Annotated in this window: 14 protein-coding genes; 7 read left to right on the top strand and 7 right to left on the bottom strand. The window is 64.6% G+C overall.

The window, feature by feature from the left end; translation table 11 throughout:
* Nucleotides 1–31 precede the first annotated feature (31 nt).
* The 4 genes from HU144_RS05575 to HU144_RS05560 all read right to left on the bottom strand — a co-directional run bounded on the left by HU144_RS05575 (nucleotide 32) and on the right by HU144_RS05560 (nucleotide 5,190).
* Nucleotides 32–1,015: a hypothetical protein gene (locus HU144_RS05575; RefSeq protein ID WP_235350481.1), complete on the bottom strand. Its 984-nt coding sequence runs from the start codon at nucleotides 1,013–1,015 to the stop codon at nucleotides 32–34.
* A gap of 1 nt (nucleotide 1,016) precedes the next feature.
* Nucleotides 1,017–1,661 carry a response regulator transcription factor gene (locus HU144_RS05570; protein WP_009881760.1) on the bottom strand — a complete coding sequence of 215 codons (645 nt, stop codon included), beginning with the start codon at nucleotides 1,659–1,661 and terminating at the stop codon, nucleotides 1,017–1,019.
* Complete coding sequence (locus tag HU144_RS05565) at nucleotides 1,649–3,700, bottom strand: sensor histidine kinase (protein ID WP_235350480.1); 2,052 nt, start codon at nucleotides 3,698–3,700, stop codon at nucleotides 1,649–1,651. Before HU144_RS05565 ends, HU144_RS05570 begins: the two co-directional genes overlap by 13 nt.
* A gap of 212 nt (nucleotides 3,701–3,912) precedes the next feature.
* The gene (locus tag HU144_RS05560; protein WP_235350479.1) at nucleotides 3,913–5,190 is read right to left on the bottom strand and encodes a trans-sulfuration enzyme family protein; all 1,278 of its coding nucleotides are present in this window, start codon (nucleotides 5,188–5,190) and stop codon (nucleotides 3,913–3,915) included.
* Nucleotides 5,191–5,406: 216 nt separating this feature from the next.
* Here HU144_RS05560 and HU144_RS05555 point away from each other — a divergent pair, with 216 nt between their 5' ends.
* Both HU144_RS05555 and HU144_RS05550 read left to right on the top strand, forming a co-directional pair.
* Entirely contained in the window at nucleotides 5,407–5,754 is a 348-nt protein-coding gene (locus HU144_RS05555) for an ArsR/SmtB family transcription factor (RefSeq protein WP_101556599.1), read from the top strand.
* Between the two features lie 27 nt (nucleotides 5,755–5,781).
* Nucleotides 5,782–6,273, top strand: a complete 492-nt coding sequence (locus tag HU144_RS05550; protein WP_235350478.1) for an SRPBCC domain-containing protein — start codon at nucleotides 5,782–5,784, stop codon at nucleotides 6,271–6,273.
* Nucleotides 6,274–6,317: 44 nt separating this feature from the next.
* Here the strand turns inward: HU144_RS05550 and HU144_RS05545 are convergent, their stop codons facing one another.
* Entirely contained in the window at nucleotides 6,318–7,913 is a 1,596-nt protein-coding gene (locus HU144_RS05545; protein ID WP_235350477.1) for an acyltransferase family protein, read from the bottom strand.
* Nucleotides 7,914–8,201: 288 nt separating this feature from the next.
* On the opposite strand from HU144_RS05545, the gene HU144_RS05540 reads away from it, so the two are divergent.
* On the top strand, nucleotides 8,202–9,236 hold the full coding sequence (locus tag HU144_RS05540) for a nitronate monooxygenase (RefSeq protein ID WP_235350476.1): 1,035 nt from the start codon (nucleotides 8,202–8,204) through the stop codon (nucleotides 9,234–9,236).
* A gap of 191 nt (nucleotides 9,237–9,427) precedes the next feature.
* Here the strand turns inward: HU144_RS05540 and HU144_RS05535 are convergent, their stop codons facing one another.
* Nucleotides 9,428–10,183, bottom strand: coding sequence for a response regulator (locus tag HU144_RS05535; RefSeq protein ID WP_268825813.1), 756 nt, complete (start codon nucleotides 10,181–10,183; stop codon nucleotides 9,428–9,430).
* A 168-nt stretch (nucleotides 10,184–10,351) separates the two neighbouring features.
* Between HU144_RS05535 and HU144_RS05530 the strand changes: the two genes are divergently transcribed.
* Both HU144_RS05530 and HU144_RS05525 read left to right on the top strand, forming a co-directional pair.
* Complete coding sequence (locus tag HU144_RS05530; protein ID WP_235350475.1) at nucleotides 10,352–11,281, top strand: hypothetical protein; 930 nt, start codon at nucleotides 10,352–10,354, stop codon at nucleotides 11,279–11,281.
* Nucleotides 11,278–13,305, top strand: coding sequence for a sensor histidine kinase (locus HU144_RS05525; protein WP_235350474.1), 2,028 nt, complete (start codon nucleotides 11,278–11,280; stop codon nucleotides 13,303–13,305). The genes HU144_RS05530 and HU144_RS05525 overlap by 4 nt, the downstream gene beginning before the upstream one ends.
* Here HU144_RS05525 and HU144_RS05520 read toward each other — a convergent pair.
* A complete protein-coding gene (locus tag HU144_RS05520; protein ID WP_235350473.1) occupies nucleotides 13,245–14,165 on the bottom strand; it encodes a CPBP family intramembrane glutamic endopeptidase in 921 nt (306 codons plus the stop codon). The genes HU144_RS05525 and HU144_RS05520 overlap by 61 nt on opposite strands.
* Before the next feature lie 108 nt (nucleotides 14,166–14,273).
* Here HU144_RS05520 and HU144_RS05515 point away from each other — a divergent pair, with 108 nt between their 5' ends.
* Both HU144_RS05515 and HU144_RS05510 read left to right on the top strand, forming a co-directional pair.
* Nucleotides 14,274–15,647, top strand: a complete 1,374-nt coding sequence (locus tag HU144_RS05515; protein WP_235350472.1) for a sensor histidine kinase — start codon at nucleotides 14,274–14,276, stop codon at nucleotides 15,645–15,647.
* Entirely contained in the window at nucleotides 15,644–16,309 is a 666-nt protein-coding gene (locus HU144_RS05510) for a response regulator (RefSeq protein WP_235350471.1), read from the top strand. The genes HU144_RS05515 and HU144_RS05510 overlap by 4 nt, the downstream gene beginning before the upstream one ends.
* The last annotated feature ends 15 nt before the right edge of the window (nucleotides 16,310–16,324 follow it).

The following is a 16,324-nucleotide window of genomic DNA, read 5'->3' as shown; positions in this document are numbered from 1 at the left end:
GGTTGCGCCGACGGGCACCGTATGGACCAGTCTAGTTCTGCTCGATGGTGATCGTACCCATGTCGGTGCTCGCCGAGACGGGGATGACCGTTTTGCCCTCGGCATCCTTCGAGGACCGTGCAGCGTCGTACTTCTTGACGTCCTTGGCCAGATCCACGCTCCCCTCATTCGAGTTCGCGTTGATGCGGTAGAACAGATCCTTGGCGTCAGCGGCACTGCCGTCGTCATCCTTGGAAGCGGCGGCCTCGGCGGCCATCCTCTCCTGGGCCAGGTCCAAGCGCGGCAGGCGGATGTCGATCGTGCCTTCGTCGGCCTTGGCAACGATGCCGGACATCGGAACCATGTCGTTGGTGAAATCGAGATCGATCGTTCCCGTCGAGGTCACGGCGTCGACGTGATCGCGAACGTTGAGATTCGAACCGTTGAGTGTGCCCACACCGGTCTTGGATTCGATGGTGTCGAAGGTCCCGCTCAGGTCAGTCATTCCGTAGTCGGTCGATGTCTGCAGACGCTCGGCCGAGCCGCTGACATCGACTGCGCCGCCATCTGTCTTCGCGACAATCTCCTGGTAATCACCCACGACGTCGATGGCACCGTAGCCGCCGTTGAAGTCGAGTTTCATCTCCTTCGAGGTCTTCGCAGGAAGGGTGACCTCGATCTGAGCGTTCTCGAGGTTTCGGTGATCGTCTACGGACACCGTCGACGAGTCCCCGGCCTCTCTCACCTGCAGCGTCGGTGTTTCGTCGCGGGGCCCGGTGGCGGTGAGCCGGACAGTCGGCTCACCGGTCTCGGTGGTCTTGACGGTCACTGATGCGGTGGTGTCGAGGAGGAACTTCAGATCCGTGACTGAGGTCGACAGCGGCTTCGTGACGTCGAGCTTCGCGTAGTTCAGACGAGAGGCTCCGTGCGCGACGCTGAAGGCGATCGGGACGAGGAGGACGACGAGCGCGGCGATCGTGATGATCACTCGCATGCTCGCGCGGGTGGATTCGCTGACGTGGACTGTGGCAGGCATTCTATGCTCCGAGGAATGTGAGGACGGCGAGGATGCGTCGGTTGTCAGAGGTGTCGGCGGTGAGGCCGAACTTGGTGAAGACCGAACTGATGTGCTTCTCAACTGCTCCCGCACTGAGGTAGAGGGTGCGGGCGATCGCGGCGTTGGATTTGCCTTCGGCCATGAGCTGGAGGACTTCGAGTTCGCGCGGGCTCAGGGTGGAGAGCCCATCCTTCTTGCGTGTGCGCACGAGGATCTGCGAGACGACTTCGGGGTCGAGGACCGTGCCGCCGGAGGCGACCTCGTCGACGGCGGCGAGGAAGTCCTCGACATCGGCGACCCGGTCCTTGAGCAGGTATCCGAAGCCACCGGTGTTCTCAGCGATGAGTTCGGATGCGTACTGCTCCTCCACGTACTGGCTGAACACGAGCACCTTGACGTCGGGGTTCTGCTTGCGGATGAGGACTGCGGCGCGGATGCCCTCGTCGGTGAACGTCGGCGGCATGCGCACGTCGATGATGGCGAGGTCCGGCGGCGTGTTGTGGACTGTGGCGAGGAGCTCGTTGGCATCGGGGACGGCGGCGATCACTTCATGCCCGGCATCGACCAGAAGCCTCTCGAGTCCGGCTCGCAAGATGGCAGAGTCTTCGGCAATTACGATGCGCATGGCACCTCCACAACGACAGTAGTTGGCCCACCTGCAGGGCTGGTCAGGTTCAGTGTCCCACGAGCGGCTTCGACGCGATCGACCAAACCTGCGATCCCGGTGTGACGGCCCGAACGGTCGATGCGCGCACCGCCCTGACCGTTGTCGGTGACGACGATCTGGACTCCCGCCTCGATGGGGGCGATGAAGACCCGGGCATGTGTTGCACCCGAGTGCTTGGCGATGTTCGTCAGGCACTCTGCGACGACGAAGTAGGCCACGGCTTCGGCCTCACGATCGATGCGCCCGGCGAGGCGAACGTCGACCTCGACGGGAATCGTCGAGCGTCCGGCCAATGCGGAGACGGCCGCGTCGAGGCCGCGGTCTGTGAGCACAGCAGGGTGGATTCCACGTGCCAGTTGGCGGAGTTCGTTGACGATGCCCTTCGCCTCGGCGTGGGCTTCGGAGACGAGCTCTTTGGCGCGTTCTGGATCCTTGTCGATCTTCGACTTCGCCATGCCCAGCGTCATGCTCAGGGCAACGAGTCGTGGCTGGGCTCCGTCGTGGAGGTCGCGTTCGATGCGCAGTCGCTCCGCACCCGCAGCTTCGATCCCGGCCATGCGGGCCCGGTCGAGATCGGTGACCTCGGCCTGCAGGGCAGCGGTGCGTGCCGGTGGCAGGAGGCTGCGGTCGAGTGCCCTGTCGAGGTACGGGGCGAACCACAGGATCGCCAGTGAGCTGGCGAGGACGATGAGAGAACCGATGGCGATGCCGGTGCGCCCCAGCCCACCGGTGGTTCCACGGAAGAAGAAGTCGGTGATGCCCTCAGGATTGATGGCGCTGAAGATGCCGATGATTGCACCGCAGATGCCGGCGATGGTGCCGCCGACGATGATCGCGCCGAGCAGCATCTTCACGTAGTGGTGGGCGGTCGAGCGCCAGAAGGATCCCGACTTCACGTGCAGCCATCGATTGTGGAAGAAGCGGCCGAAGGCGGATTCTCGGGTGCTGCGTTCGATCTTCGGGACAGGGATCCGATCACCGTAGATGAGTTCGGCCCGGTAACGTTCGAACACGTTCGCGCCTTGTTGGACGACGACCCAGGCGACGAGTGCGAGCACACCGAGGCCGAGTGCGAATATTCCGCCGAAGCCGGTGAACAGCAGGCCAAGCGGGATCCAGGCCCAGACCACAGCCATCACGGCGGAGAGCACGAGGTTCGCGACGCCGACGATCCCGACTCGCTTCTGCGGCCATTCGATCGGACCGTCGGCGGGAATCTCGGTGCCTTCCTCACGCGTCAGCGGCATCGCCCCCGTCGCAGGTGCGTACGTGACGTTCTCCGACTTCGGCTTCTTCCGCCGAGGTGGCTGCATCGGCTGCATCGGCATCTGGCCGTTGGGACCGGGCACTGGCGCAGGGAGCTGATTGGGGTGCTGGCCCTGCTGTGGGCTTTGCTGCTGGGCGGAGTAGGTGCGCGGCTGGTAGCCGGGCTGCTGGAGAGTGCCCTGTTGTTGGAGAGTGCCCGGTCCGGAAGAGTGGGTGCGCTGGGGCGGGTACGCCTGAGTGGGGTGCTGTGAGGGTGTTTGCTGCGAGAACCCCTGCGGGGAGTTCGCATTCATCACGCGGGTCTGGGGATAGGCCTGCGTGTACTGCTGCGTTGGGTGGTCAGTCGCCGGCGATTCCTGGTCGCGAGCCGTTTCGTGCTGCTGAGCCGATCCGTATTGCTGAGCCGATCCGTGCTGCTGGGCGGCACCGCGGCTGAAGGGAACCTCCATATCCATGGGCGCCGTCCGAAACTGTCCGGCCTCCGTCGCCAACGGTGTGTCTGCGGACTCGTCGGCTGCGCCGTTGCCCGCAGGCTCGGAGCGGTCTGCGGACTCGTCGGCCTCGGGGGCCTTTGCAGCCGCGGGAGTCTCTGCGGTCGGGGGCGCGTTGACGATCGCCTCGGCGCTGATTGGCCTGTCCGATTCTGGCACTTCTTCTGGCGTCTGGGACTCCAAGGAATCGGCGCTCTGCGACTCCGATTCGTGTGGGTTCGTGGGGGTGTTCTCACTCATAGCAATAACGCTACGGGAGTCGACAAGCTGCCAACAGCACGCTGACCGCCTACCCTGCGTCGGGTTTTCCCCACGCCCCGTGACCACGAACACACGCGCCACGCACCGCAAGCTGCGATTCCTACCGTCCCACCACGCACCGCCAGCGGTGAATCCTACCCACACCTCCACGCGCCAACGCTGGCACTGCGCGTGGCACCGCGAGTATCAATTCATACCGTTGCAACAGGGTGTTCAAGAGTTGACGGTGAGGGGTCTGCAGCTGAAACCTCCGCACCCAACACCTCCCCGTCGGAGCTCACGCCGCCCGGAGTCTGCGCCGCCGCGGCGAGGGCCGATTCGAGGTCGGCGAGGATGTCGGCGATGTCTTCGATGCCCAGGGACAGGCGGATGAACGTCGGCGAGACGCTGAGTTCGCAGTCGGCGACCGCCAGATGAGTCATGGTCGCAGGATGATCGATGAGGGACTCGACTCCGCCGAGCGATTCGGCCAGGGTGATGAGCTTCGTGCTCTTCACCAGCGACAGGGCTCTTGCCTCGGTGTCGGTGCGGAATGAGACCACTCCCCCGAAGCCGCTCATCTGCTTCTTCGCGACCTCATGGCCCGGGTGGGATGTCAGACCAGGGTAATACACCTCAGCGACCTCGGGGCGGCTCTCCAACCACTGCGCCACGGCCTGCGCGTTCTCACAGTGCTTGGCCATCCGCACCGGCAGGGTTTTGATGCCGCGGCGAGTCAGCCATGCGTCGAAGGGGGCGATGCCCAACCCGACGGATGCGAGGTAGGACTCGAGACGTTCGACAACCTCGGCGGCACGGGGACAGGTCGAACCGTCACCGGCGAGAACGGCACCGCCGATGACGTCGGAGTGGCCGTTGATGAACTTCGTCGTCGAGTGGATGACGACGTCGGCGCCGAGCTCGATGGGGCGCTGCAGAATCGGGGTGGCGAAGGTGGAGTCGACGGCGAGGATGGCGTTCGCCGCGTGGGCGAGCTTGGCCGTCTCCTCGATGTCGACGATGTCGAGACCGGGATTGCTCGGGGTCTCGACCCAGACGATCGCGGTCTTGGCCGAGATGGCGGCGGCCAACGCCTCGGTGTCGGTGAGGTCGACGGTGCGGATGCGCACACCCCAGCGCTCGTATTCGTTCTTCAGCAGTCGGTAGGTGCCGCCGTAGATGTCGCACGGGATGATGATCTCATCGCCGGGGCCCAACAATGCGGAGAAGACTGCGACCTCGGCAGAAGTCCCCGAGTTCACCGCCGCTGCGAAGGAGGCATTCTCCAGTTCGCACAGCACCTGCTCGAGGTCGCTGCGATTCGGGGTTCCGGTGCGCGCGTAGTCGAAGCCGGCGCGGGTCTGGCCCGGAGTGTCCATCATGAAGGTCGAGGTCTGGAAGATAGGGGCGACGACCGAACCGGTGTGCGATTCAGGGTCGGCGCCCGAATGCACCGAGCGGGTTGAGATTCTGTTCTGGGTGATGCTCACGGCGGGTCCTTCCTTCACTGATGACGCTTCGACTTCGCTGCCGAAGTTCCACCAGTCTCAACCGCTCGTGGTCTCGTTGTCTTCGAGCATGACCTGGGATGTCACCGACCGTAATGTTCGGGTCTTTCGGTGTCATCTTCTGTCACGAAAGGGTCTGCACTGGAAATTTCTCGACCCGTGGTTCTTTTCTCCCCAAGCCATGTAATACTTAGCTTCATGGCTAAGTATTCGGAGGAGCTCGATGCGATGTTCACCGCACTTGCCGATCCCACAAGGCGCACCGTGATTCATCGCCTCGGCCACGGACCGGCGAGCATCGGAGAGCTGGCAGAGCCCCTGTCGATCTCGCTCCCGTCGTTTATGAAGCATGTGCGCACCTTGGAATCGTGTGGGCTGATTCGGACACGGAAGTCAGGACGAGTGCGCACCTGCGTACTCAACCGCGATCGCCTGACACTGCTCAATGATTGGCTCGCCGAGCAGAGACTCATCTGGGAGGCCAGCACAGATCGTCTCGAGCAGTTCGTCACCGGCGACAGCGACACCACACACATCCGCCGATAGCGACACCACTCACAGTAGGGAAGAATCATGACCGCACATCTCGCTCACACCCGGCATTTCGACTCCGCTCTCGACCTCACGATTCAGAGAGTGATTCGAGCGCCCAAAGAGACCATCTGGTCCGCATGGACGGATCCCGAGAAGCTGGCGAAGTGGTGGATTCCAGAACCGCTCACCCTCCGCGTCGAATCACTGGAGCTGCGTCCCGGAGGGGCCTTCTCCACCATGATGAGCGAGGACGGCGAATCGTTTGTGCCGCACGTTGACGCAGTCTTCCTCGTCATCGAGGACAACAACCGCCTCGTATTCACCAACGCCGTCAACAGTTCCTGGCACCCGGCTTTTCCCGACCCTGTCTCCATGACCACCGAGATCATCCTGAGTGATCGTGCCGACGGCACCGACTATCAGGCCGTCGTCCGCCATGGCAGCCCCGAGCAGCGCGCCCGTCACGAGGAGCTCGGCTTCTTCGACGGCTGGGGCACCGTCACCGAGCAGCTGGCGAAATCGGTGGAGTGAGGCGGGCCCGACGGGGCAGGCGGCAGCACGTGCGGCAGTCGGCTTCAGCCGAGGCTGGCCGTCGCCCTGCCACGGTCCGTCACGGTCGGCACTTCACTATCCGCTGGAATCTGCGCCTTCATGGTGGCGGCCAGCACCAGTGAAGTCAGGAGCGCCGCAACGGAGACGAACGTCCAGATCAGTGGGGCGATTCCCACGAGGAGAGCGATCGCGATGCCGCCTATTGCCAGAGCGACCGCGGTGAGTGCCCGAGGGACAGGACTCGACAGGCGCTCACCCAGTCGAGACACGGCCATGCGCGACATGCTGATTCGGGACTGACCTCGAGCCTCGGAAGTCGAGAAGCTCTCCCGCACAACCCTCGTAACTGCGCGCCCGAATCTGGCCAACTTCGCCTCGCTGGGGAACGGGATCTTCGACATGGCCATTGCCAGAAGCGCAGCCAGTCCCATCACCGTGATCAGCCATGGCAGCCTGGTCAGCCACCACCAGCTCGATTCGATCTCAGGCAGTACGATCCCAGCTGCCGACAGCCCATCGCCTGCCGACACGCCAGACAGCAGCTGAGCTGCGTAGCCCAGAGCTCCGATGAGTGTGATGACTATCGGCATGTGCCACAGGTAGACCTGGATGCCGTAGGTGTTGCCCCAGGAGATGACGCGCTCCCAGATGCGGGCACGGTACTCGTGTCCGGCCGCAGTCCGATCCGAACCACCGGACACGATCTCGTTCAGACGCGCATGGCTCAGCCGCAGGATGCACATCTGCGCAATGCCCAGCAGCACCAAGGCACCGGTCGGCGGGTTGAGGTTGATGAGCATATTCGGGCTGTAGACCCCGAGTCCGACGAGCACTCCGAGGCTCACCAGGGACAGCACCATCATGGTCCAGGCGGACCAGGTCCGCACAGGTCGATGAATGGCGTCGGCGTAGAAGAAGCCGAACTGCTGAATCAGGGGCCAGACGAACAGGAAGTTGAGATATCCCAGACCGGTCACTCCTGTGAGTGCGACCAAGCCGTCCACCGCGACCACAGCACCGGCGAGCGCTGCGATCGTCCGCCTCGGCGCCCTTTCATGAAAGTGCACCGCCAGGGGGACTAGGGAGGTCAGCCCGACGTAGACGGCGAGGAACCACAGGGGCTGCCCGATGCGAGTGCTCGCCTCGGCGAGCAGGTCTGCGGGAACACCCAGTTCCGAGGCGATCGACAGTCCTGCGCCGGCGAGGCCGATGAGGGTGGCGACCGGAATGACGAGGCGGCGCAGACGGGCACGAATATAGTCGGCCCAGGTGCCTCCGGTGGCTTGGGTGCGTCGCCAGCCGTTGATGGCGGCGTATCCGCCGATGAAGAAGAACAGCGGCATGATCTGGAAGAACCACGAGGCGGCCGTGAAGCCTGCGGTATGCAGCAGCGACACCGTGGGCACAACGTCACCGTCTGCTCCGAGCACGGCGGCGCTCATCATCGAATGCAGGATCACCACGACGACGAGGCAGCCGAAGCGGATCAGATCGATCGCCCGGTCCCGGTGCGGTCGACGAGCGGCATCCAGATGGGGGCGTGTTTGCGCAGCGCCGCTGGGTGGGACGGGAAGGTGGTTCACCCCGGCCTCGGGCGGCCTGCTGAGGGTCAGTGACATGTCGGCTCCTTGTCGGATTGAGCTCCGCTGATTGCACGGAGTGCGGAGCTCGTCGTTCGATATGTCCGAAGCTATGGGCGCGATCGCCACCCACACATCACCTCTGAGTTCCGACCTGAGCCCGCCCAAGCACTACTTTCGGGTGAGTCGGAACGCCCCGACTCCGTACCCTCATCGACCCCGCCCTCCGAGAGCCTCGGCCCAACGTGAGTGCAAGAATGGCAACGAGAGCATCACCCGATCAGGGACCTGACTCGTCCCGAACGTCCTACTGAGGAGCGCCCAACGATGACGACGATCGCCTTCGAGACCACTGACCTGCCCATCATCGGAGCCCCGATGGCGGGCGGAACGACGACACCCGAGCTCGCAGCAGCGGTCGCCCGTGCCGGCGGATTCCCATTCGTGGCCGGCGGGTATCTCAGCGCCGAAGCATTGGCTCCTCTGGTCGAGCGCATGAGGGAGACGACCGAGAACTTCGGCGTCAATCTCTTCGCCCCGAACTCTGTGCCCATCGATCGCGGGGCCTTCGACGCCTTCGTCTCGGCACTCGAGCCCGTTGCCGCCGATCGCGGCGTCGGCATCGATCCCGAGCCCGTTGATGACGACGATCATTACACCGACAAGGTCGACTACCTCGTCGACAACCCCGTGCCCCTGGTGTCGATGACGTTCAACATCCCCACCGCCGAGGTGGTCGATCGTCTCCATTCCGTCGGCACTCAAGTGGTGGCCACCGTGACGACCGCCGCTGAGGCGCGCACGGCTGCCGATCGCGGCATCGACGCTCTCATCGTCCAGGGGCCTCGCGCCGGCGGGCACTCGGGCACCGCCGATCCGACACGGTCCATCGAGGATCGGGCCACCGTCGATCTCGTGAAAGATGTCCTCGCCGAGGTGGATCTGCCCCTGGCTGCTGGAGGTGGAGTCGACAGCCCCGAGTCCGTCGACGAGCTGCTGCAGGCTGGGGCGAGCGCCGTGGTCGTGGGCACTCTTCTGCTCCTGAGCGATGAGGCAGGCACTGCGCCGACCCATCGGGCGGCCCTGCAGTCCGAGGATTTCGACGAGACACAGCTGACCAGGGCGTTCACCGGCCGACCGGCTCGTGCGCTGGTCAATGATTTCGTGCGCAAGTTCGACCCGATCGCGGTGGACGCCTATCCAGCGGTCCATCATCTGACGAAGACGTTCCGCGCCCACGCAAAGAAGACCGACGATCCGCAGGGGCTGCACCTCTGGGCTGGCACCGGCTACCGCAGCGCCCGGACAGGCTCAGCGGAGACGATCGTCAAAGAGCTCGGCGCCCATTTCGCCCGGAGCTGAGCACTCCTCGACGATTCGCGAGGCCGGGCTACCCAGTGGCTCGTTACCCGGGGACTTGGTGCCCGGAGGACCTTAGATGGACGTTTTGGTCGGATCTAGCAGTGATTCTTCTGCCCAAAACGTCCAGCTAAGAGCACTTCGAGCGTGCCTGCGGCTCTCGGGCGCTGGGAACTCGGGCACTCCCTAGAGTTTCAGCTGCCGGCGACGACCAGCCCGGATTCGTAGGCGGCGACGACGATCTGGGTGCGATCGCGCAGTCCCAGCTTCGACAGGATCCGGGACACGTGGGTCTTCACCGTCTGCTCGGCCAGGAACAGGTGCGCAGCCACCTCGGCGTTGGCATGGCCCTTGGCCACCAGCGTCATGACGTCGATCTCACGGTCGGTCAGCTGCCCGAGGACGGCAGTGTCCTTGGCGACTTTGGGCCCGCTCACGTACTCGGAGATGAGACGGCGGGTCACTGACGGCGCCAAGAGCGACTGACCGTCGGCGACCACGCGCACAGCTGTGATCATGTCTTCGGCTGTGGCGTCCTTGAGCAGAAACCCGCTCGCTCCCGCGCGCAGTGCCGAGAACACGTACTCATCGGCATCGAAGGTGGTGAGCATGATGATCTTCGGGTGGCCCCCAGGCATCGAAAACACCGCCCGGGTGGCATCCAAGCCGTTGAGCTTCGGCATCCTGATGTCCATGAGGATGACGTCGGGCGAGGTTCTGCGCACGAGGTCGACGACCTGCGAACCGTCCTCAGCACTGCCGACGACACTCATATCCGGCTGGGCATCGAGAAGGGCTCCGAACCCCTGGCGAACCATGGCCTGGTCATCAACGATGGCGACCCGCGTCGTCTCGGACGAGGGCGGCGGCACCCCATCACGCGCAATCGCTCCCGGCGCGGGACTCGGCGTTGGGCTCGGACTCGGACCTGACGCTCCTGCTTCTGGCATACTCTTACGCTACCCGACCCGCACTGCCGGAGACCTTCGAAAGCCCGTGAAATCAGGCGAACGACTCCCTGCCTGCGCCGATTTCATCCGAAAGTAGCACTCCTGCGTCGGCACAATCACTCCTTCGTATGATGCGCCCCATGACACCGGGTCCTTAGCGTGCACACCATGATCATCACCGCGATAATCCTCGCCACGCTCGCAGCCTTCGCCTTGGCACTCGGTACGCACTTCCAGCAGTACGCCGTCGCCACCATGACACCCGGGCCCAAACGTCGGGCAACCTGGGTCACCGGCCTGGGGCTGATGGGCATGGTCACCGTCCTCAACGTCATCGCCCTGGGACTCGGCCCCGTCGCTATCGTCCAACCCATCGGCGCGATCTCCCTCGTCTTCGCCGCGCTCATCAGCCGCCGGTACTTCGGCCTGCAGTTCGGCGCCCCACTGCTCATCAGCATCGGGGTGACGATGTTCTCGATCTTCGCATTCGTGACCACCTCGGCGCAGTTCTCCCACGAACTCGTCGCCACGGAGGAATCGGTGACCTGGCTGCTGGCGCTCCTCGTCGCCCTCAGCGTCTTCGGCGCACTCTTCGCACTCAGCCGGGCCGGGCACATCCCACGAGTCATCATGACCGGCATCATCTTCGGCACCGTCGCCGCCGCGACCCACGTCCTCGCCAGGACCGTTGTGACCGAGGGCCTGCCCGATTTCGAAACATCGGGCTCGCGGTGGTGGATGATGCTGGCAGCCGTGGCCCTCGCCTCGGCGGTGGGATTCTGGCTGGTCCAGACCGCCTACGCCTCTGGCCCTCCAGAGACGGTGCTCGCAGGGCTGACCGTCATCGACCCGATCGTGGCAGTCGTCATCGGCGCCGCCTTCTTCGGCGAGTATGCCGGCCTCACCCCCATGGCCATCGGCCTGCTGCTGCTCGCCGCGGGCGGTGGGGTCGCCGGGGTCTGGATGCTCTCACAGTTCCATCCCCGCGTCCTCGAATCGAAAACGGCCTCCACAGGCCGCATCCCCACAGACGTTCCCGCACACCTCTCACCAGAGCCGCGAACACCGGCTCGCAATAACCAAGGAATCCGATCATGAACCAGACATACACTGATGCGCCTTCGTGGCCGAGCACGTATTCTGAGAACGTGCCCCGTCACCCAGATACGCCGCCGCAGACCCGGTCATGGTGGTCGCGGATATGGCACAACCTGGGCCGGGACGCCATCCTCGTCCTCCCCGGATTCTTCATCTCCCTCATCGGGTTCGTCGTTCTCATCACGATGTTCTCGGTCTCAATCTCCACCATCATCATCTGGATCGGTGCCCTGCTCCTGCCGCTGACGCTCTTCGTGGCGACCGGGTTCGCGAACGTGTCCCGGGCCCGTGCCCGGCAGTGGGGAGCTCCCATCGCCGAGGTGGTCCATCGTCCCCGTGGACGCGGAATCAGCGGATGGTTCGGTGTTATGGCCGAAGGACGGCGTTGGCTCGATCTGCTCTTCGAGACGGTCTTCGCACTGCCCATCCGACTCTTCACCTTCTCCGTGGTGATCCCTTGGTTCTTCGGTGCCCTGGGCGGAATGACCTACTTCTTCTGGGGACGGTTCCTTCCCTACGACAACACCGATCTCATCAGCTTCATCGCAGCATGGTGGAACGACACCTCCGTGGTGGCTCTGGGATTCGGCGCCGAGGCGACCTTCCAGTTCATCGCGGGACTCATCCTCTTCGTCACCTTCCCCTTCGTCCTGCATGCCATGGCCCGGTTGGAGATCGCAGCGATCACGGCAGGGCTGGCGCCCGGCCACGATGAGGTGACCTCGGCGGGAAAAGCACGAGCCGGTGATCCAACGGACCACGCTCCCGACGGAACCGCCTCGGCGACTTCCGCGGGATCGAGAGTCCTGGGGTCACCGGCAGCCAACTCGTTTCTGACGCGGGCCGCTGGCGAGGGTTGGTTCTGGCTGATCAGCATCTTCGTCGGCGTGGTGCTCGTGGCCGTCGGATGGCCAGTGACTGCAGCGCTGTATGAATCGTCGACCGTCATTGCGATGCTCGTCGCCCTCGGCCAGAGCGGTGCACTGGTGCTCGCCGTGCGCAGACCGGTCACCGCGATCATCGTCGGGCTGGTCTCGGCTGCGGCCGGAATCATCCTCACCGCAGACTCCTTCGGTCTGGTGTGGCCATGGACGGCGACGTCGATCCTCTCACTGCTCTTCCTCCACCTCATCATCGGGCTGCGGCACAGCTGGCTCCATCTCGTCATCCTGTGGTCACTGTCCACGGTGCTCGGCGCGCTGAGCCTGACCTTGCCCCATGCGGGAGGGCTGTCGGGGGCGCTGGCGAATGTCATCACGACCGTTTCGCTCACTGCAGGGATCTCGATCGTCGCGGTCGTCGGCAATCTGTGGATTCGCGGTCGCACCCAGCTGGCCACGGAGCGACAGCTCAGTGCCGAGCAGCTGGCCAAGCGTCAGGAGCTCGAGGAACGCAACAGGATCGCCCAGGAACTCCATGACGTCGTCGCGCACAGCATGTCCGTCATCAGCGTCCAGGCCACCACGGCCCGCTACCGACTGCCCGAACTCGATACCCGAAGCGTTGAGGAATTCGATTCGATCGCTGGCTCCGCTCGACAGGCGCTCAATGAGATGCGCGGTCTGCTGGCGATTCTGCGCGGTGGCCGCGATGCCGATCTGGCTCCGCAGCCGATGATCGATGACATCCCCGCCCTCGTCGAGTCCACTCGCGGTTCGGGCGCCGAGGTTGATCTCGAATTCCCAGCAGGACCGATCTCGCTCAACCCGACGACCGGGCTGACCGCGTTCCGCCTCGTCCAGGAAGCACTGTCGAACGCCCTGCGCCACGCCCCCGGAGCGCCCGTGGGCGTCGGCGTTCACATCGACGATGAGCTCCTGTCCATCTCGGTCGTCAACGGCGCACCGGATCCGGACCAGGCTGCGGCACGGGCCGGCGATCGGTCGGGGACGGTGGGCCACCTCGGCGGTGGATTCGGTCTCAAGGGGATGCGCGAACGCGTGGAGGCGCTCGAAGGCACCCTTCAGGTCGGGCCGACGAGCGAAGGCGGGTTCGAGGTCCGTGCGGGCCTGCCCGCGACCTGATCCCGACGGCGAGTGTCGATGACGACGAGTGCGGCGAAGACGATCGGTGCGCTGATCGAGATGACGGTCTCAACCGTGGGTGAACTGGTCGCGTTGAGGTCGGCGCCGGAGAGGATTCCGAGGCCGAGGGCGAAGACGTTGTTGACGATGTGGAAGGCCATGCCGACCTCCAGTCCGCCGGTGAAGACCGTGAGAGTGCCGACGATGACGGCGAAGATCGCGACGTCGATGAGTCCCGGCAGATCATAGAGGTGGCCGTAGACGAAGAACGGGACGGGGATGAGCACGGCCCAGGCCGGGTGCTTGAGCCAGCTGCCGATGATGTTCATCGCCGCCCCGCGGAAGACGATCTCCTCTGCGGCGGCCTGGAACGGGACGAGGACGATGACGGCGATGAGCATGGTGGCCGCGCGAGGATTCCACTGCACGTCCGAGATGAGATCACCCATCGCACCCGGTGAGAAGACGATCATCACGAGCGCGGCGATGGCCCATACCGGCAGGGCAAGCAGCACCCAGCGCCCCAGCTGCCTCCAGCGCATTCCGTGCCCGGTCGAGATCATCGGCCAGAACCACCGACGGTAGACGACGCGCGTCGCGCACTCGAGCGCAGGCCACATGAGAATGACGCTGATCAGCCCGTTTGCCATTCCGCCGGCGGTGTTGAAATCGATCATGGAGTCGGCGAAGGCATCGAAGTCGCCGTCTCCGACGACGATCAGCGCCCAGATGAAGAAGCCGGCGAACTGGACGATGAGGGCGGCCCCGTAGAAGAGCGCGGCAAGGACTATGACGAGAAGCGGGCTGTACCACCTGTGGTTGGACTGTGATCTGAACTGACGAATGTATTGCGTTGACATGTCTCCAGACTCTCGCCCCTCCTCGGCGAGCGCTGTCGGCCAGCGGTGCGATTGATTTCATCCTTTCGGACGACAGCACCCGCCCAGCGCGAGCTGTAGCCTCGGATTGTGACCCCATCACCGACCCGTCGTCCCCTTGCCCACGCCCTGATCTGGACGGGCGTTTCACTGGTGCTCGGCTGTGCGATCCTGTTCATTGTCATCGGCGCCGAATGGCCTGCCTACGAAGACGCCGGCGCCGACCGTGCTGCGCTCAGCCGCGAACTGTCCGTCCACATCTTCTTCGGAATCATCACCCTGGTCATCCTGCCCGTCGTCCTCTGGTTCGACGGGAGGACCCTGCCGCGGAAGACGCTGCGCCCGAAGGTGCTGGCGGCGGAGAAGCTGAGAGAGTTCCTCACCACGAGCGGTCGCGGAGGCGAGGACTTCCTCACCCACGACGGCTCCGTCGAGTCCCTGCAGCGCCGCACGGGTGGCTGGGTGCCGGTGACGCTGGGACTCATCGGCATCTTCCTCGGCACGATCAGCCTCCTCGGCGTCGCGGCTGCTTCGATTCTCACCATCGCACTCGCCGCACGGCAGAGCTGGCTGCTCAGCTTCGGGGCGCTGCTGGTCTCGATGCTGTCCCAGGCCGCCGGCTACGTCCTCACCCCCAATGCCATCGGACAGTTCGAGCTCCCGCTCTTCCTCGTCAACGGCACCGTGTTCGCGGCCCTCGTCGTCATCGGCGTCATCCGCGGTGCCCGTGAGCAGGGGCTCATCGACACCGCCGCCCAGACGCTGCTGCGTGAACGATCCCGACAGGACCGCGCCGTCGCCGAGGTGCGCCAAGGCATCGCCCGTGACATGCACGATTCGCTGTCACACCATCTCAGTGTCATCGCGATGTACTCGGGTGCGCTCTCCGTTCGCCGGGACCTCGATCCCGAGTCCGTCCATGAGAGCGCCCGGCTCATCGCCAGCAGCGCCCGACGGTCCGGAATCGAACTGCGCGAAGTGCTCACGATGCTGCGCGGAGACGACCAAGGCACAGTGATCGACCCCGACATCGACCGCCTCGTCGCCGAGGGCCCGGACACAGTGACGCTCGACTACGCCCAGCCTCTGGTCTCCGAGTCGTTGCACTCCCTTGGCACCCTCGAACGCACGACGATCTACCGCTTCGTCCAGGAGGCGATGACCAACGCCTTCAAACACGCCCCCGGACAGTCCCTGGCCATCACCATCAGCGACGGTGAAGGAGAGGCCGCCGGCGATTGGATTGCACTGACCGCACGCAATCGCTACCCCGACAACCCGCTCGGTTCCACGGTGCACGAAGCGCACAGCCGAAAACAGTACATCGCCGGCTCCGGCCTGGGGATTCTAGGTCTCAAGGAAAGGATGGAGGCGATGGGAGGCGATCTCGACGTCACGCACTACCCCGACTTCGAACTGCGCGCCCGGATCCCCGTCCAGAACGTGGAGGAGACGCACGCATGAGCATCAGAGCCATCATCGCCGACGACGAGTCCCTTATGCGTTCGGGCCTGCGCCTGCTCCTCGGCGCAGCCGATGACATCGAAATCGTCGCCGAGGCGGCCAACGGCGCCGAGGCCATCGAACTCGCCCGCGAGCTGAGTCCAGATCTCATCCTCATGGACATCCGCATGCCGATCATGGACGGACTCGAGGCCACCCGGACGCTCATGGCGCAGACTCTTCATCCGGAGGTTCTCATCCTCACGGCCTTCGGCACCGACGAGTTCGTGCTCCAGGCGCTGCGCTCGGGAGCGGCCGGCTACATCCTCAAGGACACTCCGCCAGAAGATCTCATCCACGCGGTTCGGGCAGCGGCGAACGGCACACGAACCTTGTCACCAAGTGCGATCGACACATTGCTGGGACGGACCACCACCTCGGCGCGGGATGCGGGCGGAGCCGCTGTGCCGCGGAACCCGAACGCACCGGATCCGCTGGAGCCGCTGACCTCACGTGAACGCGAGATCGCCGAGGCTGTCGCGCAGGGGATGACGAACGCTCAGGTGGCGCGGGCGCTGTTCGTGTCAACGGCTACGGTCAAGACCCATCTGGCGCGCATCTTCGACAAGCTCGACGTCAGCACCAGGGTCCAGCTGGCCCTGCTCGTCAACGAGTGGCGTTGAGCGCGACGTGGATCA

The sequence above is a fragment of the Brevibacterium sp. UCMA 11752 genome, from assembly GCF_021532235.1.
In the GTDB taxonomy this organism is placed as follows: domain Bacteria; phylum Actinomycetota; class Actinomycetes; order Actinomycetales; family Brevibacteriaceae; genus Brevibacterium; species Brevibacterium antiquum.
The sequence above is the reverse complement of the archived record's forward strand: the minus strand, read 5'-3'. Positions and strand labels throughout refer to the sequence as shown.

What these genes read in the sequence shown, in the direction of transcription:
- HU144_RS05575 (WP_235350481.1), bottom strand. Translation starts at nt 1,015, where the DNA reads ATGCCTGCCACAGTCCACGTCAGCGAATCCACCCGCGCGAGCATGCGA.
- HU144_RS05510 (WP_235350471.1), top strand. Translation starts at nt 15,644, where the DNA reads ATGAGCATCAGAGCCATCATCGCCGACGACGAGTCCCTTATGCGTTCG.
- HU144_RS05555 (WP_101556599.1), top strand. Translation starts at nt 5,407, where the DNA reads ATGGCTAAGTATTCGGAGGAGCTCGATGCGATGTTCACCGCACTTGCC.
- HU144_RS05530 (WP_235350475.1), top strand. Translation starts at nt 10,352, where the DNA reads ATGATCATCACCGCGATAATCCTCGCCACGCTCGCAGCCTTCGCCTTG.
- HU144_RS05525 (WP_235350474.1), top strand. Translation starts at nt 11,278, where the DNA reads ATGAACCAGACATACACTGATGCGCCTTCGTGGCCGAGCACGTATTCT.
- HU144_RS05570 (WP_009881760.1), bottom strand. Translation starts at nt 1,661, where the DNA reads ATGCGCATCGTAATTGCCGAAGACTCTGCCATCTTGCGAGCCGGACTC.
- HU144_RS05540 (WP_235350476.1), top strand. Translation starts at nt 8,202, where the DNA reads ATGACGACGATCGCCTTCGAGACCACTGACCTGCCCATCATCGGAGCC.
- HU144_RS05550 (WP_235350478.1), top strand. Translation starts at nt 5,782, where the DNA reads ATGACCGCACATCTCGCTCACACCCGGCATTTCGACTCCGCTCTCGAC.
- HU144_RS05520 (WP_235350473.1), bottom strand. Translation starts at nt 14,165, where the DNA reads ATGTCAACGCAATACATTCGTCAGTTCAGATCACAGTCCAACCACAGG.
- HU144_RS05545 (WP_235350477.1), bottom strand. Translation starts at nt 7,913, where the DNA reads ATGTCACTGACCCTCAGCAGGCCGCCCGAGGCCGGGGTGAACCACCTT.
- HU144_RS05535 (WP_268825813.1), bottom strand. Translation starts at nt 10,183, where the DNA reads ATGCCAGAAGCAGGAGCGTCAGGTCCGAGTCCGAGCCCAACGCCGAGT.
- HU144_RS05565 (WP_235350480.1), bottom strand. Translation starts at nt 3,700, where the DNA reads ATGAGTGAGAACACCCCCACGAACCCACACGAATCGGAGTCGCAGAGC.